The organism is Gammaproteobacteria bacterium (assembly GCA_029882975.1).
Lineage (GTDB): Bacteria > Pseudomonadota > Gammaproteobacteria > SZUA-152 > SZUA-152 > JAJDNG01.
In genome coordinates, this window is record JAOUJW010000014.1 from 87,876 (window position 1) to 106,692 (window position 18,817).

22 protein-coding genes are annotated in these 18,817 nt (G+C 48.1%); 12 read left to right on the plus strand and 10 right to left on the minus strand.

The annotated features are described in order from the left end of the window. Positions 1 to 183: 183 nt before the first annotated feature. Positions 184 to 600 (minus strand): hypothetical protein, encoded by a 417-nt coding sequence (locus OEY58_12010; protein ID MDH5326176.1) that lies wholly within the window; start codon positions 598 to 600, stop codon positions 184 to 186. A gap of 349 nt (positions 601 to 949) precedes the next feature. On the opposite strand from OEY58_12010, the gene OEY58_12015 reads away from it, so the two are divergent. After that, positions 950 to 1,462: a tetratricopeptide repeat protein gene (locus OEY58_12015; GenBank protein MDH5326177.1), complete on the plus strand. Its 513-nt coding sequence runs from the start codon at positions 950 to 952 to the stop codon at positions 1,460 to 1,462. Between the two features lie 20 nt (positions 1,463 to 1,482). Here the strand turns inward: OEY58_12015 and OEY58_12020 are convergent, their stop codons facing one another. Next, entirely contained in the window at positions 1,483 to 2,265 is a 783-nt protein-coding gene (locus OEY58_12020; GenBank protein MDH5326178.1) for a sulfite exporter TauE/SafE family protein, read from the minus strand. 300 nt (positions 2,266 to 2,565) lie between these two features. On the opposite strand from OEY58_12020, the gene OEY58_12025 reads away from it, so the two are divergent. Then, positions 2,566 to 3,195, plus strand: a complete 630-nt coding sequence (locus OEY58_12025; GenBank protein ID MDH5326179.1) for a response regulator — start codon at positions 2,566 to 2,568, stop codon at positions 3,193 to 3,195. Between the two features lie 46 nt (positions 3,196 to 3,241). Here OEY58_12025 and OEY58_12030 read toward each other — a convergent pair whose 3' ends face one another. After that, positions 3,242 to 3,712 carry a YbaK/EbsC family protein gene (locus OEY58_12030; protein ID MDH5326180.1) on the minus strand — a complete coding sequence of 157 codons (471 nt, stop codon included), beginning with the start codon at positions 3,710 to 3,712 and terminating at the stop codon, positions 3,242 to 3,244. A gap of 284 nt (positions 3,713 to 3,996) precedes the next feature. On the opposite strand from OEY58_12030, the gene OEY58_12035 reads away from it, so the two are divergent. The 9 genes from OEY58_12035 to OEY58_12075 all read left to right on the plus strand — a co-directional run bounded on the left by OEY58_12035 (position 3,997) and on the right by OEY58_12075 (position 10,942). After that, positions 3,997 to 4,572 carry a cytochrome b/b6 domain-containing protein gene (locus OEY58_12035; GenBank protein MDH5326181.1) on the plus strand — a complete coding sequence of 192 codons (576 nt, stop codon included), beginning with the start codon at positions 3,997 to 3,999 and terminating at the stop codon, positions 4,570 to 4,572. 14 nt (positions 4,573 to 4,586) lie between these two features. Next, complete coding sequence (locus tag OEY58_12040) at positions 4,587 to 4,979, plus strand: DUF1924 domain-containing protein (protein ID MDH5326182.1); 393 nt, start codon at positions 4,587 to 4,589, stop codon at positions 4,977 to 4,979. A gap of 13 nt (positions 4,980 to 4,992) precedes the next feature. After that, positions 4,993 to 5,559 (plus strand): diheme cytochrome c, encoded by a 567-nt coding sequence (locus OEY58_12045; protein ID MDH5326183.1) that lies wholly within the window; start codon positions 4,993 to 4,995, stop codon positions 5,557 to 5,559. An 85-nt stretch (positions 5,560 to 5,644) separates the two neighbouring features. Continuing rightward, positions 5,645 to 5,917 (plus strand): PepSY domain-containing protein, encoded by a 273-nt coding sequence (locus OEY58_12050; protein ID MDH5326184.1) that lies wholly within the window; start codon positions 5,645 to 5,647, stop codon positions 5,915 to 5,917. A 1-nt stretch (position 5,918) separates the two neighbouring features. Next, positions 5,919 to 6,602: a response regulator transcription factor gene (locus OEY58_12055; protein ID MDH5326185.1), complete on the plus strand. Its 684-nt coding sequence runs from the start codon at positions 5,919 to 5,921 to the stop codon at positions 6,600 to 6,602. Beyond that, the gene (locus OEY58_12060) at positions 6,602 to 8,098 is read left to right on the plus strand and encodes a sensor histidine kinase (protein MDH5326186.1); all 1,497 of its coding nucleotides are present in this window, start codon (positions 6,602 to 6,604) and stop codon (positions 8,096 to 8,098) included. Before OEY58_12055 ends, OEY58_12060 begins: the two co-directional genes overlap by 1 nt. Positions 8,099 to 8,185: 87 nt before the next feature. Further along, positions 8,186 to 9,430: a glycolate oxidase subunit GlcF gene (gene glcF / locus OEY58_12065; GenBank protein MDH5326187.1), complete on the plus strand. Its 1,245-nt coding sequence runs from the start codon at positions 8,186 to 8,188 to the stop codon at positions 9,428 to 9,430. Positions 9,431 to 9,443: 13 nt separating this feature from the next. Next, a complete protein-coding gene (locus OEY58_12070; GenBank protein MDH5326188.1) occupies positions 9,444 to 10,364 on the plus strand; it encodes a fumarylacetoacetate hydrolase family protein in 921 nt (306 codons plus the stop codon). After that, the gene (locus OEY58_12075; protein ID MDH5326189.1) at positions 10,361 to 10,942 is read left to right on the plus strand and encodes a DUF2452 domain-containing protein; all 582 of its coding nucleotides are present in this window, start codon (positions 10,361 to 10,363) and stop codon (positions 10,940 to 10,942) included. The genes OEY58_12070 and OEY58_12075 overlap by 4 nt, the downstream gene beginning before the upstream one ends. Here OEY58_12075 and OEY58_12080 read toward each other — a convergent pair. From OEY58_12080 to OEY58_12100, 5 genes are all read right to left on the minus strand, one after another. After that, complete coding sequence (locus OEY58_12080; protein ID MDH5326190.1) at positions 10,933 to 13,017, minus strand: EAL domain-containing protein; 2,085 nt, start codon at positions 13,015 to 13,017, stop codon at positions 10,933 to 10,935. The two genes, OEY58_12075 and OEY58_12080, sit on opposite strands and share 10 nt — an antisense overlap. Positions 13,018 to 13,214: 197 nt before the next feature. Beyond that, positions 13,215 to 14,183, minus strand: a complete 969-nt coding sequence (locus tag OEY58_12085; protein ID MDH5326191.1) for a prepilin-type N-terminal cleavage/methylation domain-containing protein — start codon at positions 14,181 to 14,183, stop codon at positions 13,215 to 13,217. A gap of 14 nt (positions 14,184 to 14,197) precedes the next feature. Next, positions 14,198 to 15,325 (minus strand): pilus assembly PilX N-terminal domain-containing protein, encoded by a 1,128-nt coding sequence (locus OEY58_12090; GenBank protein ID MDH5326192.1) that lies wholly within the window; start codon positions 15,323 to 15,325, stop codon positions 14,198 to 14,200. Between the two features lie 7 nt (positions 15,326 to 15,332). After that, positions 15,333 to 16,121, minus strand: coding sequence for a hypothetical protein (locus OEY58_12095; GenBank protein MDH5326193.1), 789 nt, complete (start codon positions 16,119 to 16,121; stop codon positions 15,333 to 15,335). After that, on the minus strand, positions 16,115 to 16,723 hold the full coding sequence (locus OEY58_12100) for a GspH/FimT family pseudopilin (GenBank protein ID MDH5326194.1): 609 nt from the start codon (positions 16,721 to 16,723) through the stop codon (positions 16,115 to 16,117). Before OEY58_12100 ends, OEY58_12095 begins: the two co-directional genes overlap by 7 nt. A gap of 281 nt (positions 16,724 to 17,004) precedes the next feature. Between OEY58_12100 and OEY58_12105 the strand changes: the two genes are divergently transcribed. Then, positions 17,005 to 17,517: a type IV pilin protein gene (locus OEY58_12105; protein MDH5326195.1), complete on the plus strand. Its 513-nt coding sequence runs from the start codon at positions 17,005 to 17,007 to the stop codon at positions 17,515 to 17,517. 45 nt (positions 17,518 to 17,562) lie between these two features. Here the strand turns inward: OEY58_12105 and OEY58_12110 are convergent, their stop codons facing one another. Further along, positions 17,563 to 17,754 (minus strand): hypothetical protein, encoded by a 192-nt coding sequence (locus tag OEY58_12110; protein ID MDH5326196.1) that lies wholly within the window; start codon positions 17,752 to 17,754, stop codon positions 17,563 to 17,565. A 239-nt stretch (positions 17,755 to 17,993) separates the two neighbouring features. Continuing rightward, complete coding sequence (locus tag OEY58_12115) at positions 17,994 to 18,782, minus strand: hypothetical protein (GenBank protein MDH5326197.1); 789 nt, start codon at positions 18,780 to 18,782, stop codon at positions 17,994 to 17,996. Between the last annotated feature and the right edge of the window lie 35 nt (positions 18,783 to 18,817).

Consider the following 18,817-nt stretch of genomic DNA (forward strand, 5'->3'; position numbering starts at 1 on the left):
TATCTCCAACTCCAAGACTAATTATGCAGACTACAACGCTTAGAAAAAACCGAATGATGGAAAGTTCCGTCATTGTATCGAGAAATTCCAGATGATCGGCAGCGGTGCCCCTACACTGCCCAATATGCGGTCGATTTGGTGGGTTTCAATGCTGGGAAAACGGCCAAGGAGGCTTTGCCGCAACTATTGTTCCGTATAAGCAATGAGGTTTAAATAGGTGCTGACGATACCCGGTTCGTAATTCTTGTCCTGCAGCTCTAACAGCAGGGATTTGGCTTTTTGTTTGTTTTTTTCCGTACCGTGTCCATGGTAATGGGCGACAGCCAAATACAGTTTTGCGCGGGTTACGTTTGCATCGGCCAGTTCTTTTAACACAGGAAAGGACTTGTGGTACTCACCGTTGAGTGAGTGATCCAAAGCCAGATCGATACGATCATCGGTGTTTTGGGTGCTGCTTACCACCGACAGATGTTCAGTGGGGAGGGTGAGAGAAGTCGGGCTTTGCGGTTTTTTTTCAATAAATGTGTAGGAAAATGCGGAAGATAGGAGTAATACGCCCGTAATTACCAGGAGAAACTTGCCAGTAAATATATCGCCCATAAGCCTATCCTCTCATTGTGTCGCGTTATTGGGATGGTCACTATCTGAATCTAGCAGGTGTGAGATTGGGAAACAATGCGGATATTTCCAGAATTCGTCTAAATAATAGGGAGAAATGGCTTAAGTGATGTAGGAAAAATCTTAAACATAAAAGAATTTTGGTTAAATTGAACGCTAATTGGTCAAGTTCAAGTCCCTGTGGAAATTGCTTCTTTGCAAGGTTAAACTGCGCCCATTGATTGTCTTATTGGCCATTAATCAATGGGTTTATTTTTGTTAGATGTTAACCGTTTGTTTTAAAGCCTGTGTACTATTAAAACTGTGTATTATAACCAAGGGGTGGTTTTGAATGGAGAATGTGGACGCAGAGCAGTTGTTGGATTTAGCCTTACAAGCGTCACAGGCGCATGACACTCAAAAGTCCATCGGTCTGGTAAAGTTAGCGTTGGAAAAAGCACCGGAAGATGTGCGTATGTGGTATATGCTAGGTTCTCTTTATGCCGATATGGGGCTTTATGACAAATCGCTGCAACATTTGGAAACAGCCCTACAAATAGATGCCGGTTATGGTATTGCCCGATTTCACTTGGGGTTATTGTACCTCACCATGGGGGACCGGGACAAAGCCGAGCAAATTTGGCAAAAACTGGAAGAGTTGGGAGAATCCCACTATCTCATGTTGTTTAAATCCGGCTTGTTATGCATAGCGGATGACAAAGCGAGCGAGGGCATCGATAAAATCAAGCAGGGGATTGATCGTAATGCCATCAATGAGGAGCTAAACCAGGATATGGAATCAGTAATCGCTAACGCAACATTGGCCTTGAAAGAACAAGCGCAGAAGGGGCAGTCAGCACATTAAGTTTACTGTCTAAGCCCAAATTATTTTACAAACATAAAAATCGCCAACAAGATCAAGAACAAGGCAAATCCAATTCTCAGCAGCTGCGAAGGTAATGCATGTGCGATTTTGGCACCCACTGGTGCCAATAAAACGGCAGGGATACTGATGAATAAAAATGCCGGCCAGTAAATAAATCCCGTACTCATTGTCGATAACTCAGATGTTACGTCCAATCCGGTCAACATAAAACCTGACGTTCCCGCGATGGCGATAGGCAGACCGCAAGCCGCTGACGTGGAAATGGCCTGTTTGATGGGTAAGCGCAACCACATTAACAACGGTACCACCATTGAGCCACCGCCTATGCCTGCGAAGGCAGACACCATACCGATGGGAAGAGTTACCAAAAATAAGGCAAAAAAACCGGGGGTTTTGTTTGACGGTTTTGCGTTCAGGTCCAACAGTAATTGCAATGCAACCAACACTTCAAAGACGGCGAAAAAGTTTCTTAGTGTTTCCCCCTGAAGCATGTCGGCGATGAATGCGCCGGCCAGTGTGCCACTAAATAGACCCGGCGATAACAGGCGCCAATAATCCCAATTCAGAGTACCTTTTTTATGGTGTGCTCGGGCGCTGGAAATAGCCGTCAGGGTTACAACGGCTAAAGATGTACCAATAGCGACATGCATTGTATGAGTCGGATCGCCGGTAAGAATGTAGTTTAAAGCGGGAACGATAATCAGGCCGCCGCCTATACCCAATAAACCCGCCAAAATGCCAGAAACCACGCCGGTGAGTAGAAATAAGAGGATTTGTTCCACGAGTGGTATCCGAGTGTTCCGATACAGAGATTTTGATGATAATTCAATAATTAGGCAAGCCCGGCCCGGTTTCGGCGGTTTGGCGAGAGAACGGAAAAAATTATCGAATGTCTCAGTCGGAAAAATTGTAACCCGTTGTAAAAAATATAAATGTTCCTTCCATGAGGCTTATTTTTGTCGATAAATGGACTAAAGCAAAACTCAATTCCGGTCGATCTATAAAACTGTGTGTCCCAATACCTGGACTATTTCTGGATTAACCAGTTCACAGAAACCGAATTACTGACAAAGAGAAATCCAATGGCTAATGCGACTACCATATTGATCGTGGATGATTCTCGTACCGTGCGAGCTTCGTTGAAAAAAATGCTAAACGGGCGGTTCAACGTACTTGAAGGGGAAGATGGAGAAAACGGCTGGAGCCAACTGCAACAAAATCCTGATGTAAATCTGATTATTAGCGACATTATGATGCCCAATTTGGATGGTTACGGTTTGATTTGCCGTGTGCGCGGCTGTGGCGAAAAGTTCGCTAACGTGCCTATTGTAGTCATTACCAGTAAAGAAGATGAAATTACCCGTGAGCGGGCCCACGCCTGCGGCGCCAACAATTTCATTGTCAAACCCATCGAGTCTTCCGATCTGATCGAAACGGTGGAGTTTCACACGGAAGCCAATTTGAGCAAAAACCCGAATTTGCGGAAGGAAATGTCGCATTACGAGCAACATATTGAAAATGCGGTTATGGAAGCACCGGATTTGAATACTGCCATGGATATGCTCAAAGATGCCTCCGGCTCATTAGAGCCCTATGCGGTTGATCTGGCGTTAAAAATGATACCGCTATTGCGATACTGCGACGAGAAGTTCCGTATGGGTATTACAGAGGATATTGAAAAACTCAAAGCCAGTTTACAAAAGGCTGTCTAAAAGCCGCCCCGGTAGGGCGGCTTTTTCCTTTAATCTGCTTTTTTCTCTATATATGTCGGCAAAACTCGCTGGTCTTGGTATTGTGCACCAGCTTTTTGAAGTTGTCCCGGTCCAGATGTACCAGGCTGGAATGATCGCCGGCCTCAATGTAGACGTCATCCTGATGTATTAGTCTTTCGTCGACGATGGTGTCAATGTAGTACGCCTCACCGATAGGTGGAATGGCTCCGAGTTCGCAATCCACAAAAATATCCGCCAATTCGGTTTCGCTGACCAGTCCCAGTCGGCGGTGTAATTGGTTGTCCAGATCACTGATTTGGACCCGATAAGTGGATGGTACAACGGCCATGAGATAATCCAGATCATCTTTGAGTACGACACTTTTAGCAAGTTTGTCGCCGGGGATATGGGCTGCCTGTGCCGTCTCCATGCTGCCTTCGCTATAACGGTGCTGAATCAAGTCATACTGAATACGGTTTTCGTCAAGAAACTCTCTCAGAGTGGGTGACATGGTCATGGTAAATCCTCCTCTTTTTGTGACTATCTAAAACTCTTAGGGGGTCCAAAAAAGTAAGTGGATCGTTATAACTTTTGGTTAAGTCCTGAGCCTAAACGGCTGCTCAAGGCTTATTCAGTAGTTTCTTACCAAAATATAGCTCAGCTCGGTCAGCTTTTAAATCTGGATCGATTCCCTAACCAATTGTTGTATATGGAAAATAAAAAATATTTTTTCCCGCCTCGAATTTTTCAGTTTGATTTCATGTTGCGATCCTATTCTGTACCACAAAGGAGTATTGGATTATGTATGAAAAAACTGAAATACCCGTATGGGACATTTTTGTACGATTTTTTCACTGGAGCCTGGTATTGGCTTTTCTGGTGGCGTATGTAGCGGAGGATGATGTGTTGTTCCTGCATGTCTGGGCCGGCTACTTTATTGGCATATTGCTGATCGCTCGCCTTATCTGGGGAGTCATCGGAACCAAGCACGCTCGCTTCAGTGATTTCGTCACCTCACCATCTCACGCGCTGCGCTACCTCATGGATACCCTGAAATTACGGGCGCAGCGTTATATCGGCCATAACCCGGCCGGAGGGTTCATGATTGTGTTGCTATTGTTGTCGCTAACTACAACGGTACTGTCCGGTATGGCTATTTATGCCATAGAAGAACAAGCCGGTCCCATGGCGGGCTTATTCGCAGGTAGTGGCAAGTGGATGGAAGAAGTGTTTGAAGAAGGCCATGAGTTCTTTGCCAACTTTACCCTATTTCTGGTTTTGATTCATTTGGCCGGTGTGGTCGTGGAAAGCCTGGTTCATCAGGAGAATTTGGTGACAGCCATGATTAATGGAAAGAAAAGAGTTAGTGAGAGGTGATGATGAAACGATTAATGAATATAAGCTTATTGCTGGTGTTGGTGAGTTTAAGCCCGGTTAGCGCCATGGCGGGCTCAATAGAAGGTGTTGACGCGTTCTTACAGCAACTAAAGGGCGTGTCGTCTTTTGATGCGGCCAGAGGCAAAGACTTTTGGATGAAACAATACCCGGCAGATGGCAAGCCCCGCAGTTGTAGTACTTGTCACGGTGATAATTTAAGTAAAAACGGCAAACACGCGAAAACCGGAAAAACAATAGATCCGATGGCGGTTTCTGTAAATCCGGAACGGTATACAAAAGTGAAAAAAATAAAAAAATGGTTCAAGCGTAATTGTAAATGGACCTTGGGGCGCGAATGTACGGCACAAGAGCAAGGTGACGTGATTCAGTATTTACGTAGTTTATAAATAGGAGTTAAATATGAAAACGACACTACAACACCCCTTGGCTGCCGTAGTGATTACGGCGGTGGTATTTTTTAGCTTGTTCGCCGGCGTGGGTATGGGGCATAACGATGAACATAAAAACGGTAAAAAGGGGAAACGTGGGGTGATGCCGGTAGAGAATGAATTGTACCGTGCTGAATGCGGCAGTTGTCACTTCGCGTATCAACCCGGCTGGTTGCCGGAACGTTCCTGGGTGAAATTGATGTCACAATTAGATAAGCATTTTGGAGATAATGCAGAATTGGAGGCGGAGGTTCAGAGTAACATCCTCACTTACTTGAGTGAAAACAGCGCTGAGAAAAGCACTTATCGTCGCTCCAGAAAAATGAATCGTTCTCTGCGCTCGGGTGAAACACCAACTAGAATTACTGAAGTGCCCTATTTTGAGCGCAAGCATGATGAAATTCCGCAGCGTTTAATCCAAGGCAATGAACAAGTACAATCTTTAAGTCACTGCGACAAGTGTCATGGTGATGCGGAGAAAGGTAAATTTCGTGAACGAGCTATTAAAATTCCCGGCCATGGACGTTGGGAGGATTAGGCTATATTGAGACTGTGATTTGGTTGTGGTTTGAGAGTGTAAGCGCATGCGCAATTCATTAAAGCAATGGATAGGAGTTATCTTCGTGGGAATATTACCTGTTTCTTGGGTAATGTCCAAAGACCTCAGTCATGATGAAGCGCAGCGCTTACAAGCCAGTGGTGCGATAGTTCCTTTGGAGCAAGTGTTGGAACAGGCTCGAGCGAGAATGCCCGGGCGTTTGTTAGAGCTGGAGTTGGAGCGCGAGCACGGCATGTTAATTTATGAAATTGAAATTATTGATGCTGATGGTATTGTCTGGGAGTTGGAGTTTAATGCGGTCAATGGTGAGTTTTTACGTTTGAAACAGGACGACTGATATGCGCTTGCTCTTGGTGGAAGATGATCCGGAGCTGGGTCCGACCCTGAAAGACCGCTTGGACAAAGCCGGATTTGCCGTGGACCTGGCGGATAATGGCAAAGAGGGAGAAATACTTGGAAAAATTGAACCCTACGATGTGGTCGTGCTGGATTTAGGTTTGCCGCAAAAGTCCGGCCTGGAAGTGCTGCAAAGCTGGCGCACTAATCAAGTGCACACCCCGGTGGTCATATTAACGGCGCGGGATGCCTGGCATGAAAAAGTGGACGGCTTCAAAGCCGGTGCTGATGACTATGTAGGTAAGCCCTTTCACGTTGAAGAATTGCTCGCCAGAATTAACGCCGTGCTTAAGCGTTCGCATAAACACAGCGGCGTCTTGTTGCAGTCCAACGGAATTGTGCTGGATGAAGAAACTCAGGATGTCACGTTAAATAACGGCGAGAAGTTGCAACTCACCGGTACGGAATTTCGGTTGCTGCGCTATATGATGCTTAATCCCAACAAAGTTCTATCTAAATCCCGGCTAACAGAGCATGTCTACGAGATGGATGCGGACAAAGACAGCAATGTGATTGAAGTTTACGTTAAACGTTTGCGCAACAAATTGGGCAAGGAATTTATCAGCACCCGTCGCGGTCAGGGCTACGTTTATGTGGTTGAGCAAAAAAACCACGGATCCGGTTGATGCAGTCCATTCAAACCAGGTTGGCAGCCGGCATGTTAGTAGCGGTGAGCCTGTTGTTGTTATTACAGTGGCTGCTCATAAATACTTCTATTCACAGTTTAAGCGAGAGTTACTTAGTGACGCGGTTACAGCACGATGCGGACGCATTGGTGGCTGCGGTGAGTTTTGACTCCGGTACTACAGAATCCAGTGGGGTTGAATCCGGCGTCATTGCTTCCAGCTCTTTGACATTGGATCATGACCGTATGGGCCCTATATATAAAAAGCCCTACTCAGGTCATTATTATCAGATTCACACCTTGCAGGACCAGAAAACGGTGGTGATTCGTTCACGGTCTTTATGGGATGCGGTACTGGCGCAGCCCCAGGATTCGCCGCCACAACAGAAACCACCGCCACAACAGGAACCACCGTCACAGCAGGAGCCATCAAGGCGCTACCAAAGTGGACCGGACGGGCAGCAGTTACTGGTGTTAAGTGCCCAATACACACGTCAAGGGCGTCCCTTGAAAGTGGATGTTGCAGAGGATCTCACTCCGGTAAATCAATCCATAGACCGGTTTTTGAGGTTACATACTTGGGTAACCCTGGGAATACTGCTGACATTACTGCTGGTTCAGTTTTTTATTATAAAAGTAAGCTTACGACCTCTGGAAACGATTCGTAGAGAATTGAGTGCTCTCAGGGCAGGTGAATCGGATCGAATTAGCGAGCTTGTACCCAAAGAGATTCGTGCCTTGGTGAAAGAGTTGAATATCAGCATAGAGACCATGCAAAAGAAGGTGCTGCGTTCGCGCCATACAGCAGGTAATCTGGCTCATGCTCTCAAAACCCCATTAGCCCTGCTGCGACAACTGGCGGAAACCGACTCATCCATGTCAACACAAACAAGCGGTGCTGTGAATCGGTATATTGTGGATGTGCAAAACATTGTGGACAGTGAGTTGAGGCGGTCGCGGTTAGCTGGGCGCTTAATCGGTGGTCGTCGTTTCCAAGTCAAGCCGGAGATAGAGGATTTGTTACTTACGCTGAGTAAAATTCATTTTTCCAAAAAGCTGAATTTGGAAACTACAATACCCCTATCCCTGCTCAGCCCGGTGGAACGGGAAGATTTACACGAAATGTTGGGAAACGTTTTAGACAATGCCTTCAAATGGGCGCAGTCTACGGTGCGGGTCAGTGTGTCCAGCAGCGAGGATGTTTTTGAGTTTTGTGTGGAAGATGATGGTAAAGAACTCGGTACAATGGATGATGCGCAAATACAACAAATGCAGCAGCGGGGAAAGCGGTTGGATGAATCCGTCTGCGGGCATGGTTTGGGGCTTTCCATTGTTGCTGCGGTAGTGGAGGCCTACGGCGGGACATTGTTGTTGCAGCGTTCCACATCATTACACGGATTGAGTGTGCGAATTCAAATACCTGGGCAGGAGTCTGTCTTGGGGCGGAGCCCCTCGGAGGCGGTAAAGAGTTCGTTTGAGAATAGGCCGGGCGAATAATTGACACAAACCGGCTTTCGCATGGGTCTAAACGGTGGCCGCCCGGCTTGGTAGTCTGCTACTATTGGTTGCTCACAGAGTACGACTATGCAAACAAATATCAGTACACAATTTCATGATAATCCCCGTATTGCAGAGGCGGAAACCATATTAAGGGCGTGTGTTCATTGTGGTTTTTGCACTGCTACCTGTCCTACCTATCAGGCCTTAGGGGATGAGCTCGACGGCCCCAGGGGTCGTATTTATCTCATTAAACAGGTGTTGGAAGGTGCCCAGGTCAGTGCGCAAACCCAGCAACATCTGGACCGCTGCCTTACTTGCCGCTCCTGCGAAACCACCTGTCCATCCGGGGTGCATTACTCCCGCCTGTTGGACATAGGCCGGGATATTGTGGAACAAACTGTGCCGCGAAGCCGGTGGCAATTGTTGTTACGCTATTTATTGCGGAAAGTTATTCCTTTTCCGCGACGTCTAAAACCGTTATTGCTGCCGGTAAGACTGGTGGCACCTTTATTGCCACGCCGTTTGCAGGTGAAAGTCAAACCATTGAATCGGGCCACTGCGTTTCAAAAGCAAACTAACGCCAGAAAGATCATCTTGTTCCAGGGTTGTGTGCAGTCGGTGTCCACACCGGGTACAAACACCGCAGCTCAACAGGTGCTGCAGAGGTTGGGGATCGAATCGGTAGTGGTACACGGCGAAGTGTGTTGCGGAGCGTTAAGCCATCATTTAAATGCCACCGAAGAGGCCTTGGGTTTTGTGCGGCGCAATATAGACGCCTGGTGGCCCTTGCTGGAGCAGGGAGTTGAGGCCATCGTGAGCACTGCCAGCGGTTGCGGTGTGATGTTAAAGGATTACGGTGAACTGCTAAAACACGACTCACAGTATGCTCAAAAAGCAGAAAAAGTCAGTGCTCTGGCAAAAGACTTAAGCGAAGTGTTGGTACAGGAAGATTTGTCACCGGTGTTGGCGGGGCGACAATACCAGCCTGTAAAGAAGGTTTCTTTCCACAGTCCCTGTACATTGCAGCACGGTTTGAAACTTACCGGTCTGGTCGAAAAACTGTTGTCCGCCGCGGGTTATAAATTGACCCAGGTGCGCGATTCTCACCTGTGTTGTGGTTCGGCGGGTACGTATTCGATTTTACAGCCGAAGATTTCCCAGTACCTCTTGGATAATAAATTGGTAGCATTGCAACACGACCGCCCGGACATAATAGCGACTGCCAATATTGGTTGTCAGATGCACATGGCGGCTAAATCTGCGGTACCGGTGGTGCACTGGATAGAATTGTTGGTCGGGGATGCGTTAACGAAACAAACGCAAACATAGGTAGCGCAACCAAATGAAATTTGCCACTTGTCGCTATAAAGGAGCTGAACATTTAGCCGTGGTTCAGGGCAGTGATTTACGTCCCGACCATGCAGAACTATTGTTATTACATTCCTCCGCTCGCTCCGTATTAAACTCCATGCAAGGTTTGATCGAAGCGGGGGCGGACGGGTTGAATGAAATCATCAAGCGCGTTAATGGGCTCGACGCATTGAGTGTGTCGGCGGATCAGGTGAGCTGGTTGGCTCCCCTACCCAATCCCAGGCGCAACATTATTTGCTTGGGGTGGAACTATGCCGAGCATGCGAAGGAGTCTGCTGCAGTCAAGGACGTCAATATTCAGGAGCTCCCAACGCATCCCATTATATTCACAAAAGCTACAACCAGTATAAACGGCCCTTTCGATGATGTGGATTACGATCCTCGTGTCTCCCGGCGTCTGGATTGGGAGGTTGAGTTGGGGGTTATTATTGGTAAAAGCGGGCGTCACATCACGGTCGCGCAGGCCTATGAACACATCTTTGGATATACGGTTATTAATGACATATCCGCGCGAGATTTACAAAAACGCCATCAACAATTTTTTATGGGAAAGAGTGTAGATGGGACATGTCCCATGGGGCCTTGGATCATAACGGCTGATGAAATCGGCGATCCTCAGCAATTGGATTTAAGTTGTAAAGTTAATGGTGTAGTGAAGCAGCAGGGCAATACCCGGCAACAGATTTTTGATGTTGCCACTACCATCAGCACCTTGTCCAAAGTAATGACTTTATTGCCTGGTGATATTATCGCCACCGGAACTCCCAGTGGGGTAGGTTTTGCACGCAACCCTCCGGAATATTTGCAACCCGGTGATGTCGTCGAGTGTGAAGTGGAAAACATCGGTAGCATTCGCAACAAAATCGTGGCTGTTTCCGAATCGTCGTTTTGATTGCTCCTCCCAATCCTCAAGGCAAAGGCTTGGTACCGCTCCTGGATTGCCTGGCTCAGGCACGTGCAGTTACAGTACCCCCCAAAGGATTAGAGCAAATTTCCCATGAGTTGTTTACGTCTTTGTTTGTGCTGCAAAGCCGTTTCGCTTTCAAGCCCGTACCGGGAAAAATCTATTATTTGTATCAGCGTGCTAATGGGTTTGCTCTGTCGTTAATTGGGCCACAGGAATGGGGTGGTGGAGGGTTTGGTTTGTGTGTGGGGCAGTGCATGCTGCAAAACGATGTTACCTGGACCCTGGAGCTGGATCCGCAAGCGCGCGAGAATGAAACACTGATGCGCTACATTGAAACGACTCGAAAGCAGTTTGAACAAGCGTTATTCGAGGCACAAACACTGGAAGCGGCGCTGCCGGTTCACGTTAAAACGCTGTCTTTTTATCAACGCCTATTGGCATGGGCATTGGCAGGGTCATTGCGCTCATCTATGCATCAAAGCGGATTGCGCAATCTGTCTTACGCTGAGGCAAGGAAGGCTTTAGTGGATAGCCGTCAGGTAAAACCCAATCCTCACGAGTAAGTGCTGGTCAAACTGTCTGCGTTCAAAGGGCGGCTGAAATAAAAGCCCTGCACATTCATGCATCCCATTTTTTTCAAGGCCATCAATTGTCTCTTTGTCTCCACCCCTTCGGCAATCACATCCATTCCCAAGTTTTTCCCAAGAGAGATAATACTTCGGGCAAGCTCCGTATCACCCAGACCGTGGGGAATATGGTTTACAAACGATTGGTCTATTTTGAGGCAACTGATGGGGAAATTGCGTAAGTGGCTTAAGGAAGAATAGCCGGTTCCGAAATCATCCAGGGCAATATGCACTCCCGTGGCGCTCAATTCCTGTAACAGTTCTCTTATGTGGGAGTCATTGGCCAGCAAGGCATTCTCGGTGATTTCCAGGTGTAATTGATCCGGGCACAACTGAGTGTCCCGTAACACATTGCTTACCATGTTGAAAAAATCACTATTGTAAAGTTGTTTGGGAGAGATGTTGACAGCGACATAGGGAGAAATGGTTTGCGATTGATTCCAGTCTCTTTGTTGGCGACATGCCGTGTATAACACCCATTCGCCTATCGATTGGATCATGTTGGTTTCTTCGATTAAATGCAGGAATTCTTTGGGTTCCAGGTAGCCTTCGACCGGGTGGTGCCAGCGCAATAGGGCTTCTTTTCCGGTCATATGACTGTTTTTCTTGGCCGAGAATTGCGCTTGATAAAATAGCTCGAATTCACCTCGTCCCAATGCCCGTCGTAATTGTGTTTCCAAGTTGAATTGGCGTTCGGCCATGGCGTTCATTTCGGCTGTATAGAAGCAGTAGGTGTCACCCTTTTGTTTTGCCTGGATCATGGCGGCATCAGCGTTTTTGAGTAAGCTGTCCGGTTCGCTACCGTCCATAGGGTACATGGCGATGCCCATGCTGCTGGTAATAAACAGCTCTCGATCATCCACAGTAAATGGTGCGTTAAGATGTCGTTGCAATTTGCCGGCAATGAGCGCTACGTCATCTATGGATTCTACGTCGGTCAGCAAAATGGCAAACTCGTCTCCGCTGAGGCGGGTTACCGTGTCCTCATCGCGCAGATGCAGTTGCAGGCGGTGTGCGGCATTTTTTAACAATAAATCACCGCTCATATGGCCCAAGGTATCGTTAATATTTTTAAACCGGTCCAGGTCCAAGAACATGAGGCAGACATACAAATCACGACGGCGGGCGTGGTTGATGGCCTGGGACAAGCGGTCCATGAATACCAAACGATTGGGCAGTTCAGTTAATACGTCATGATGGGCCAGAAAGTTTAACCGTTCCTGATCTCGCATTTGTTCGGAAATGTCGCGCCCGGCGGACACAAAATGAAGAATATTGCCGTTGGCGTCCGAGAGAGGTGTAATGGTTTTTTCTTCGTAATAGGCGGTACCGTTTTTGCGTTTGTTAATGAAAACGCCACGAAAAGATTCTCCTCTGAGAATCGTCTTCCACATCGCCGTATAAAAGTCAGGTTTGAGCAGACCCGATTTCAAAATATTGGGGCTTCGTCCTAAAACGTCTTCTCGTGAGTACCCAGTGGTTTGTTCAAAGCCGGAATTAACATATTCAATTCTACCATCACGATCGGTAATGATTATGGCGTCTGCAGTTTGTTCTACGGCACTGGATAGTACCCGCATGTGTTCTCGCGCTTTGATTTGCTCGGTAAGGTCGCGCACCCGACCGACAAAATATCCGCTACCCTCCATTTGGATTTCGCTAAGGGATAAATCCAAAGGGAAAACCGAGCCATCACTGCGTTTGCCTTCCAGTTTTAAGGAGTCCGAACCGGGTCTCTGTCCGGTTTTGCTGAGACGCTTCAGATAATTGCTGTGGTGACGTAGAAAGGGCTGAGCAGTTAAAGTGTTGATGTTTTTACCAACCATCAGGGCCGCAGAGTAACCAAACATCCTCTCAGTCAAAGAGTCCAGTGACTGAATAATGCCATGGCGATCAATGACCAAGATGCCATCCGCTGGTTTTTCAGAGGGCATAGGCGCAGGCAAAATGGTATCCGTAGCATTGGATGCCTTTTCCAGCAGAAATTTTTCTGTATTTGCTGACAATATCATCCGATACGGCCCTGTACTCCGTATGTTCAGAAATGTTAAAAAACGTGCAACAAAGTATAGATTATGATTTGAAAACTACATAGGTAATTGGTAGGAAATATGAGGTTCTGGTTATACTTTGTACTATGTGGTAGAGGCAGGCAACGGCTGCGCGGTTTTAATCAAGGGTTCACCGCAGACTTTGGGCCGTTTCCTACTTAGGGACAGGTACCAAAGTTCTTGGCATGAATAAAGTTTTGATTCAGGTTCGCTGCCCCGCTATTCACCGAGAGACTCACCGGGCTGGTGGTACACACCGTGCCGGTGGAACTGAACTCCAGACTCAAGGTATGGCTGATGCTGTTGTCCAGTCCTGCCAAGGTACAAGTGTAACTGCCTGAGTTTGAGCCGGTTGAGCACTCAACTCCTTCAAGCGCAACGCTCCAAACGTAGCTTTGGTTTCCAAAATAGTCGATGGTGCCGCTGATGGTAGCGCTGAAGGTTCCTGCCGGAGGCACAGCCGGAGGGGCCGGCGGCGGTGCGGGTGGGGGCGGTGGTGGCGCGGGGCTGGGTACAGGGACCGGCGGAGGCGTTGCGGGTGTGGGTGGGGGAGTCGGGCTGGGGGCGGGGGGCACAGGGGCTCCAGGTCCATGCAAGCCGCCCGGTGTACCGGCCAGTCGGGTGCTGCTGCCGGGATTATCCCAACCGATGACGCTGTTCAGTACCAGTTCCTGGGCGCCAATCCGCGGATCTTGCCAACTGACTTTTACGTAAATTTTCTTGCTGAATGCTACCGGGCCGTTTTCCAGCATGTAACGGCGTTTGTATACGGTGTTGGTACCGTTAATAAGCCCATCGGTATATTCCGGGTCGTCTATGTAGTCGGGTGTGCCCATGACCACTAAAGAATCATAGTCACTCATGGAAACATTGTTGCGTAAGGTTTCCATTTTTTGCTGTGCCAATTTTAAGGCGATGGAGCGACTCTTGCTCTGGCCGTCAGCGTTGATGAGTTTGGATTCAAACTTGGCTAACGATACCAGTCCAATGGACAGCACCACCAAAGCAATCATAGCTTCCACCATGCTGAAGCCGGTACTGCGATGTACTGTCGGCAACGTGCTCATGGAATTTGCGTTCCTGGAATCTGTGCTCATAGAACCTGTGCTCATAGAACCTGCGCTCATAGAACGACCTCCGCTTAAAAATCTTTCCAGCTACCGGCAACCGGAGTCATTCTGCCAATAGTATTGGTGGCAGCCAGTACGGTTGAGTCGAACCGGGTATTGGGATTACCGGCACTTTCGTAATCGCCTTCAATAATGGCGGCACCGACAATATGTAAATTGCCATTGCCGTGTTTCCAGTCATTGCTGATATACACCAGACCGTAAATCGTCACGTTTCCGCCTAAATGCGCATTGCCGTCGATCACCATGACGACGGGTTCAGTGGGGGTGCCGATTTGAATGCCGCCGTTAATCTGCGCGCTGCCATCTACCCAAATAAAGGCGCCGGTAACACCGCTGACAGAAGCGGATATATTAGTAAAGTTGTAACCGGCAGTGGGATCGGAAGGATCACCGCTGACCATCAAGTCTGCCCGTGCTCGAGTCTGGGCTCGCGACATGCCGAAGAAATTTTGAAAAAACGCTTCGTCGGAAATGGCTGCCAGGGCAGGGTCACCGGTACTGCTGCCTGCGTTTACATCGCTGCAAGGTAAGGCAGAGCAATTTCCTGATGAGGTTTCCGTGCTGCCCGCGCCGCCAAAGGTGACATTGCCGCCGGACCAAATAGTGTTATTTGTTTCCAAATTGGTAATGGCATTGGCTGAGCCCTGTACATGTACATTTCCATGGCTGGTTAATGCGGAATTGGGAGCCAGTGACAGTGTTTTGCTGAGTGTCAGTTCTTGGCTTAAAGTTCGCCTACCGGTACCGTCATCGCTAAGTCCAACGGCCGTGACCAGTATTTGGGTAAAATCCCCGCTGCTACTGGTATCTGTCAAAGTAACACTATAGGACGAACCGTTGCCGCTGGAAAAGGTGTAGCCGGGAAGGGTGTCAATGGCGTTGTCATTGTTTTGGTCAGCGCCGTTATTGAGTACGTAGGTTAATCCGTGATTCAATCCGGCCTCCGCTGCTTCAAACGCTTGCTTGGCACGGAATTCATTGGCGTCTAATCTCAAAGCAATGACGGAGGAGCGCGCGGTAAACAAGGTGGTCAGGCTGATGGAAACCAGCAGAATTACAGACATAATCAGTGTCGTGGCACCTTGTTGCTGCGTGAGTGGTTGGTGATAGTGCGTTTGGTTTTTAGTACAAATCATGATGCACCTACATTTGCACAATACGGTCGTTGCGTATGTTCACGGTTTCCTCCAACGCCTTAGAGACGCTGGGGTTCTGACGTAAATGACCGGATAAACGAATGGTAATTTGGCGCGACTCCAGCAGTACATCGCCCGTGGTCGGCGCTGCGTAGCCCGCAGCGCCGCTGTCGCTACAAGCACTGTTGGCGGTTGGGGTGCTGCTGACAGTCCACTGGGGTAGAGCAATATCGGAACTGTTGATACATTTGGAGCCGGTTGTGCTGAAGTTCAGTACATCCACTTTAATCACATGACTGTTGACCAGTTCCAGCCAGTTACCGAGATTACAATCTTCCGTTGAAGTTGCCGTACCGTGGAGGATTTGAATGCTGTCCTTGCTGCCATCGGCGTCGCTATCCACATGCCGGAAGCCGAAGATCTCATTGTTATTAATGCCGTCGCTGTTGTGGTCATAGCTGTATAGAATGCAGGAGAGACTTTCTAAAACATTAATGTTGGTGGCTGGTGAGGTGACGACTGTAAACGGATTGGCGCTACCACTGTTTGCGTTAGCCCAGTATCCGGTGCGGCGGATATCGCTGACCATCAAGCTCATGGCAGTGGACAGCTCTTGATTGAGTTTGGTGGATAGTAAGGTATTGGAGCTGTTCTTGATGGTGTTGATGTACAAAGAAATGGTACCGCTAAGTATAATGAGCCCTACCACAATTCCTATCATGAGTTCGGGCAAACCCACACCATTTTGCTTTTTCCACAGCGCTTGTTGCAATGTGGGGTGATTTGTATTTAGCATGGGCTATACCCCGATACATGTGAACTCCCGGTGGGAGAACACAGTTCGACTTTGCCCAAAACTGAAATTGTCGCATGTATAGCCCAGCCACTGGAGGATGTAAGTCTGAGTAAACCGCCGGTGGAAGTTCCTCGTACCGGATCGAACCGTATTTCCAAGGGGTTGGCCGGAGTGCTCATGCTCAGGTCGGTGTAGGCCGCCAGATTGATGTTGGAAAACTGCGAATTGGGGCTTTGGTTTTTTTCCGTGTGTAATACCGGAGTTCCTGAGACATTCAAAGTGCAGTCGTTACCCGCGCCCAGATTTTGAGCGCTATCGCAGTTACTGCTGTCACTTAGCCCATAAGACCACGCATCCCCGCCTGGGGCGCTGATGTTCACGAAGACCGGAGCAAATCGTTTGATAGACTCGGAACGTGCTTGTTGCAATCGGCTGTGTAATATTTCGGCCGCACCTTTCAGATAGTTTTTCTCAAAGTAATTATTGATGGCGGGAATAGACTTGGTTACCAGAATGGCTGACACCAACATGACCATAATCATCTCTACCAGGGTAAAGCCTTGCTCAAATGGTCCGGACAGTTTTGAAATTGGTTTTCGCATAGATAGCTTAGCGACCGGTTTTTCAAATGCAGGGTTGCATAGATCTCAGTTGGCCTGTTGTTGCGGTCACAGTTTAATGGGAGTTTTTCAAAATATGGAATAAACACGAAAGTTTTGCGACCCGTTTCACAGTCGCTATACAGGCGAAGGATATTGTTGCTATTGCTTGCCATGACTTAAGTGAAGCGGTTCGCAAACCGTGCTAACGGCTTCAAGAGCGTCAATACAAGGCCGATCATGATTAAACCAAAGAGTATTCTTTTGCTGGATATGGTGAAGCAATGAGCTGGATGAAAAACGCCCTGGGGCGATTTGTGCAAAAAGAGCGGAGTTCGCCGGAACCGGTGTATGAGCCCGTCTTGAGACCCAAGTGTAAAAAAAATGCTTCTATGCAGGGTTTTACTTTGATCGAACTGATAGTGGTAATGGTTGTCGCTGCTTTACTTGCGTTGGCGGCATATCCTTCCTATGTAAACCGTATTCAAAAAAGTAAGCGTATGGACGGTAAAGGAGCTTTGTTACAGTTGGAGTTGACTCAAGAAAAATGGCGCGCTAACCACATTAGCTACACAGACGTATTGGGGTCCGGTGGTTTGGAGTTGGCTTCATTGTCGGCCGATGGCTACTACAGTGTGGCCATTAATAACGGCAGTGCCGATGCGACCGGGTATATCGCCACGGCGACCGGTTTAGATGGGCAAAGCGATGACGTGGAAGGTAGTGTGAGTTGTGCCACGTTAACCTTAACCGTGTCGGCAGGTGGTAGCTCCAAAACTCCCGTGGAGTGCTGGTAACAAAACGTGCCCACAGTAAACGTTCGGTAATTTCCGAAACGTCGACTATTTGTGTCGTCTTTCTCCTACACGTCTATCGTATTGCTTCACAGAAAAAAGGTTCTTCGGTTTTTTACCGCGCCTGTCATTGGCGCTGCATCGGGTAATTAACTCCCGAGCCGGTTTGTCCGTATCTGAATAACCGCTATCCCTCACTTCTAATGAGTGATCGTCAAGATAATTACTATACTTTTCCATTTTACGCCCCCAGTCCCTAATTTATAGCAAAGCCGTTATGCAATGCAAATACTCTCTTGCAGCCAGTTTGTTGCAAGCATTAGACCAGATGATAATTCGCGCTGTCACGGTCGTTTCCGTGTATACACAGCTGGGGTTTGTCGGTTGGAAGCGACGTTTAAAGATGAGATCAGCTAACTAAATAATCTTTAACCAAATGTTTTGTCGCCGTTGGGCGAAACCGGTGCTGCGAGCTTGGGTCACAGCGGTATGGTAAGTTCCATGCCCAGCAGTTGGGTCGTGCTGTCCGGTTCTGCAAATAACTGCGGGCCTCCCGGTGTGTTTACCAGGTGCAACTCACTACTTTTGAATTGGAAGGTTTGATAGAACCAGGACAGTAATAACCGGCGTTGTTGCCAGGGGAAGGTCCAACTGAACCAGGCTTTAAAGCCATTGCCCGGGCGAGGATGAAATGTGACATCTGTTCCGAACAAATTAACTTCCATCTCAACATCATAGACATGAAAGATTTGCAGACCCAACAGGGTTTGGGTTGCACCGCTTTGGTGCAGTGTTTGTTCCACTCCCAAGCCGTTCTGTTGCCAGCGGTATAGCTCGTATAAACCCAACACGCCATTGGCGGGTAAAATGTCCCGCTCCCACCAACGCAGTTCATGGTTGAAAATAAAACGGCTGGGATACTGTGGATGATTCAGGGTTTTGGATAAGGAAAATCCAGCCTGCCCCAGCGTTTCATCCGTACGGGTTTGATGAGGCTGGCCGCTGGTGCTTTCGCCGTCATAGTCCACAGTGTTTTGAAAATATGCCCCCAGCACTTCCAATTGCCATCGTTCATGCGCCAGCCTGGCAGAGCCTTTCACTCCGGGGAGAAAACCGCTTTCTGTATTGGAGACTCTACCCGAAGGCAGGAACTCCTGGTAATGAAAATACTGGAGGCTTGGCGAAACAGAAAAGGAAATAGGCGCTGCGGATAACGGTGAGGTTAGGAGCAGCAACGTTGTTGCTGCTCCTATATATTGCAATGCCATTGGTTAAAGTACCTCGGCGGAAAAAGCGGTTCGCA

Excerpts from the sequence above, each read along its gene's own strand:
- OEY58_12010 (MDH5326176.1), bottom strand. The coding sequence starts at position 600 with ATGGGCGATATATTTACTGGCAAGTTTCTCCTGGTAATTACGGGCGTA.
- OEY58_12055 (MDH5326185.1), top strand. The coding sequence starts at position 5,919 with ATGCGCTTGCTCTTGGTGGAAGATGATCCGGAGCTGGGTCCGACCCTG.
- OEY58_12060 (MDH5326186.1), top strand. The coding sequence starts at position 6,602 with ATGCAGTCCATTCAAACCAGGTTGGCAGCCGGCATGTTAGTAGCGGTG.
- OEY58_12090 (MDH5326192.1), bottom strand. The coding sequence starts at position 15,325 with ATGATTTGTACTAAAAACCAAACGCACTATCACCAACCACTCACGCAG.
- glcF (MDH5326187.1), top strand. The coding sequence starts at position 8,186 with ATGCAAACAAATATCAGTACACAATTTCATGATAATCCCCGTATTGCA.
- OEY58_12105 (MDH5326195.1), top strand. The coding sequence starts at position 17,005 with ATGAGCTGGATGAAAAACGCCCTGGGGCGATTTGTGCAAAAAGAGCGG.
- OEY58_12085 (MDH5326191.1), bottom strand. The coding sequence starts at position 14,183 with ATGAGCGCAGGTTCTATGAGCACAGGTTCTATGAGCACAGATTCCAGG.
- OEY58_12115 (MDH5326197.1), bottom strand. The coding sequence starts at position 18,782 with ATGGCATTGCAATATATAGGAGCAGCAACAACGTTGCTGCTCCTAACC.
- OEY58_12095 (MDH5326193.1), bottom strand. The coding sequence starts at position 16,121 with ATGCTAAATACAAATCACCCCACATTGCAACAAGCGCTGTGGAAAAAG.
- OEY58_12110 (MDH5326196.1), bottom strand. The coding sequence starts at position 17,754 with ATGGAAAAGTATAGTAATTATCTTGACGATCACTCATTAGAAGTGAGG.
- OEY58_12100 (MDH5326194.1), bottom strand. The coding sequence starts at position 16,723 with ATGCGAAAACCAATTTCAAAACTGTCCGGACCATTTGAGCAAGGCTTT.
- OEY58_12070 (MDH5326188.1), top strand. The coding sequence starts at position 9,444 with ATGAAATTTGCCACTTGTCGCTATAAAGGAGCTGAACATTTAGCCGTG.
- OEY58_12045 (MDH5326183.1), top strand. The coding sequence starts at position 4,993 with ATGAAAACGACACTACAACACCCCTTGGCTGCCGTAGTGATTACGGCG.
- OEY58_12080 (MDH5326190.1), bottom strand. The coding sequence starts at position 13,017 with ATGATATTGTCAGCAAATACAGAAAAATTTCTGCTGGAAAAGGCATCC.
- OEY58_12030 (MDH5326180.1), bottom strand. The coding sequence starts at position 3,712 with ATGACCATGTCACCCACTCTGAGAGAGTTTCTTGACGAAAACCGTATT.
- OEY58_12015 (MDH5326177.1), top strand. The coding sequence starts at position 950 with ATGGAGAATGTGGACGCAGAGCAGTTGTTGGATTTAGCCTTACAAGCG.
- OEY58_12035 (MDH5326181.1), top strand. The coding sequence starts at position 3,997 with ATGTATGAAAAAACTGAAATACCCGTATGGGACATTTTTGTACGATTT.
- OEY58_12040 (MDH5326182.1), top strand. The coding sequence starts at position 4,587 with ATGAATATAAGCTTATTGCTGGTGTTGGTGAGTTTAAGCCCGGTTAGC.
- OEY58_12025 (MDH5326179.1), top strand. The coding sequence starts at position 2,566 with ATGGCTAATGCGACTACCATATTGATCGTGGATGATTCTCGTACCGTG.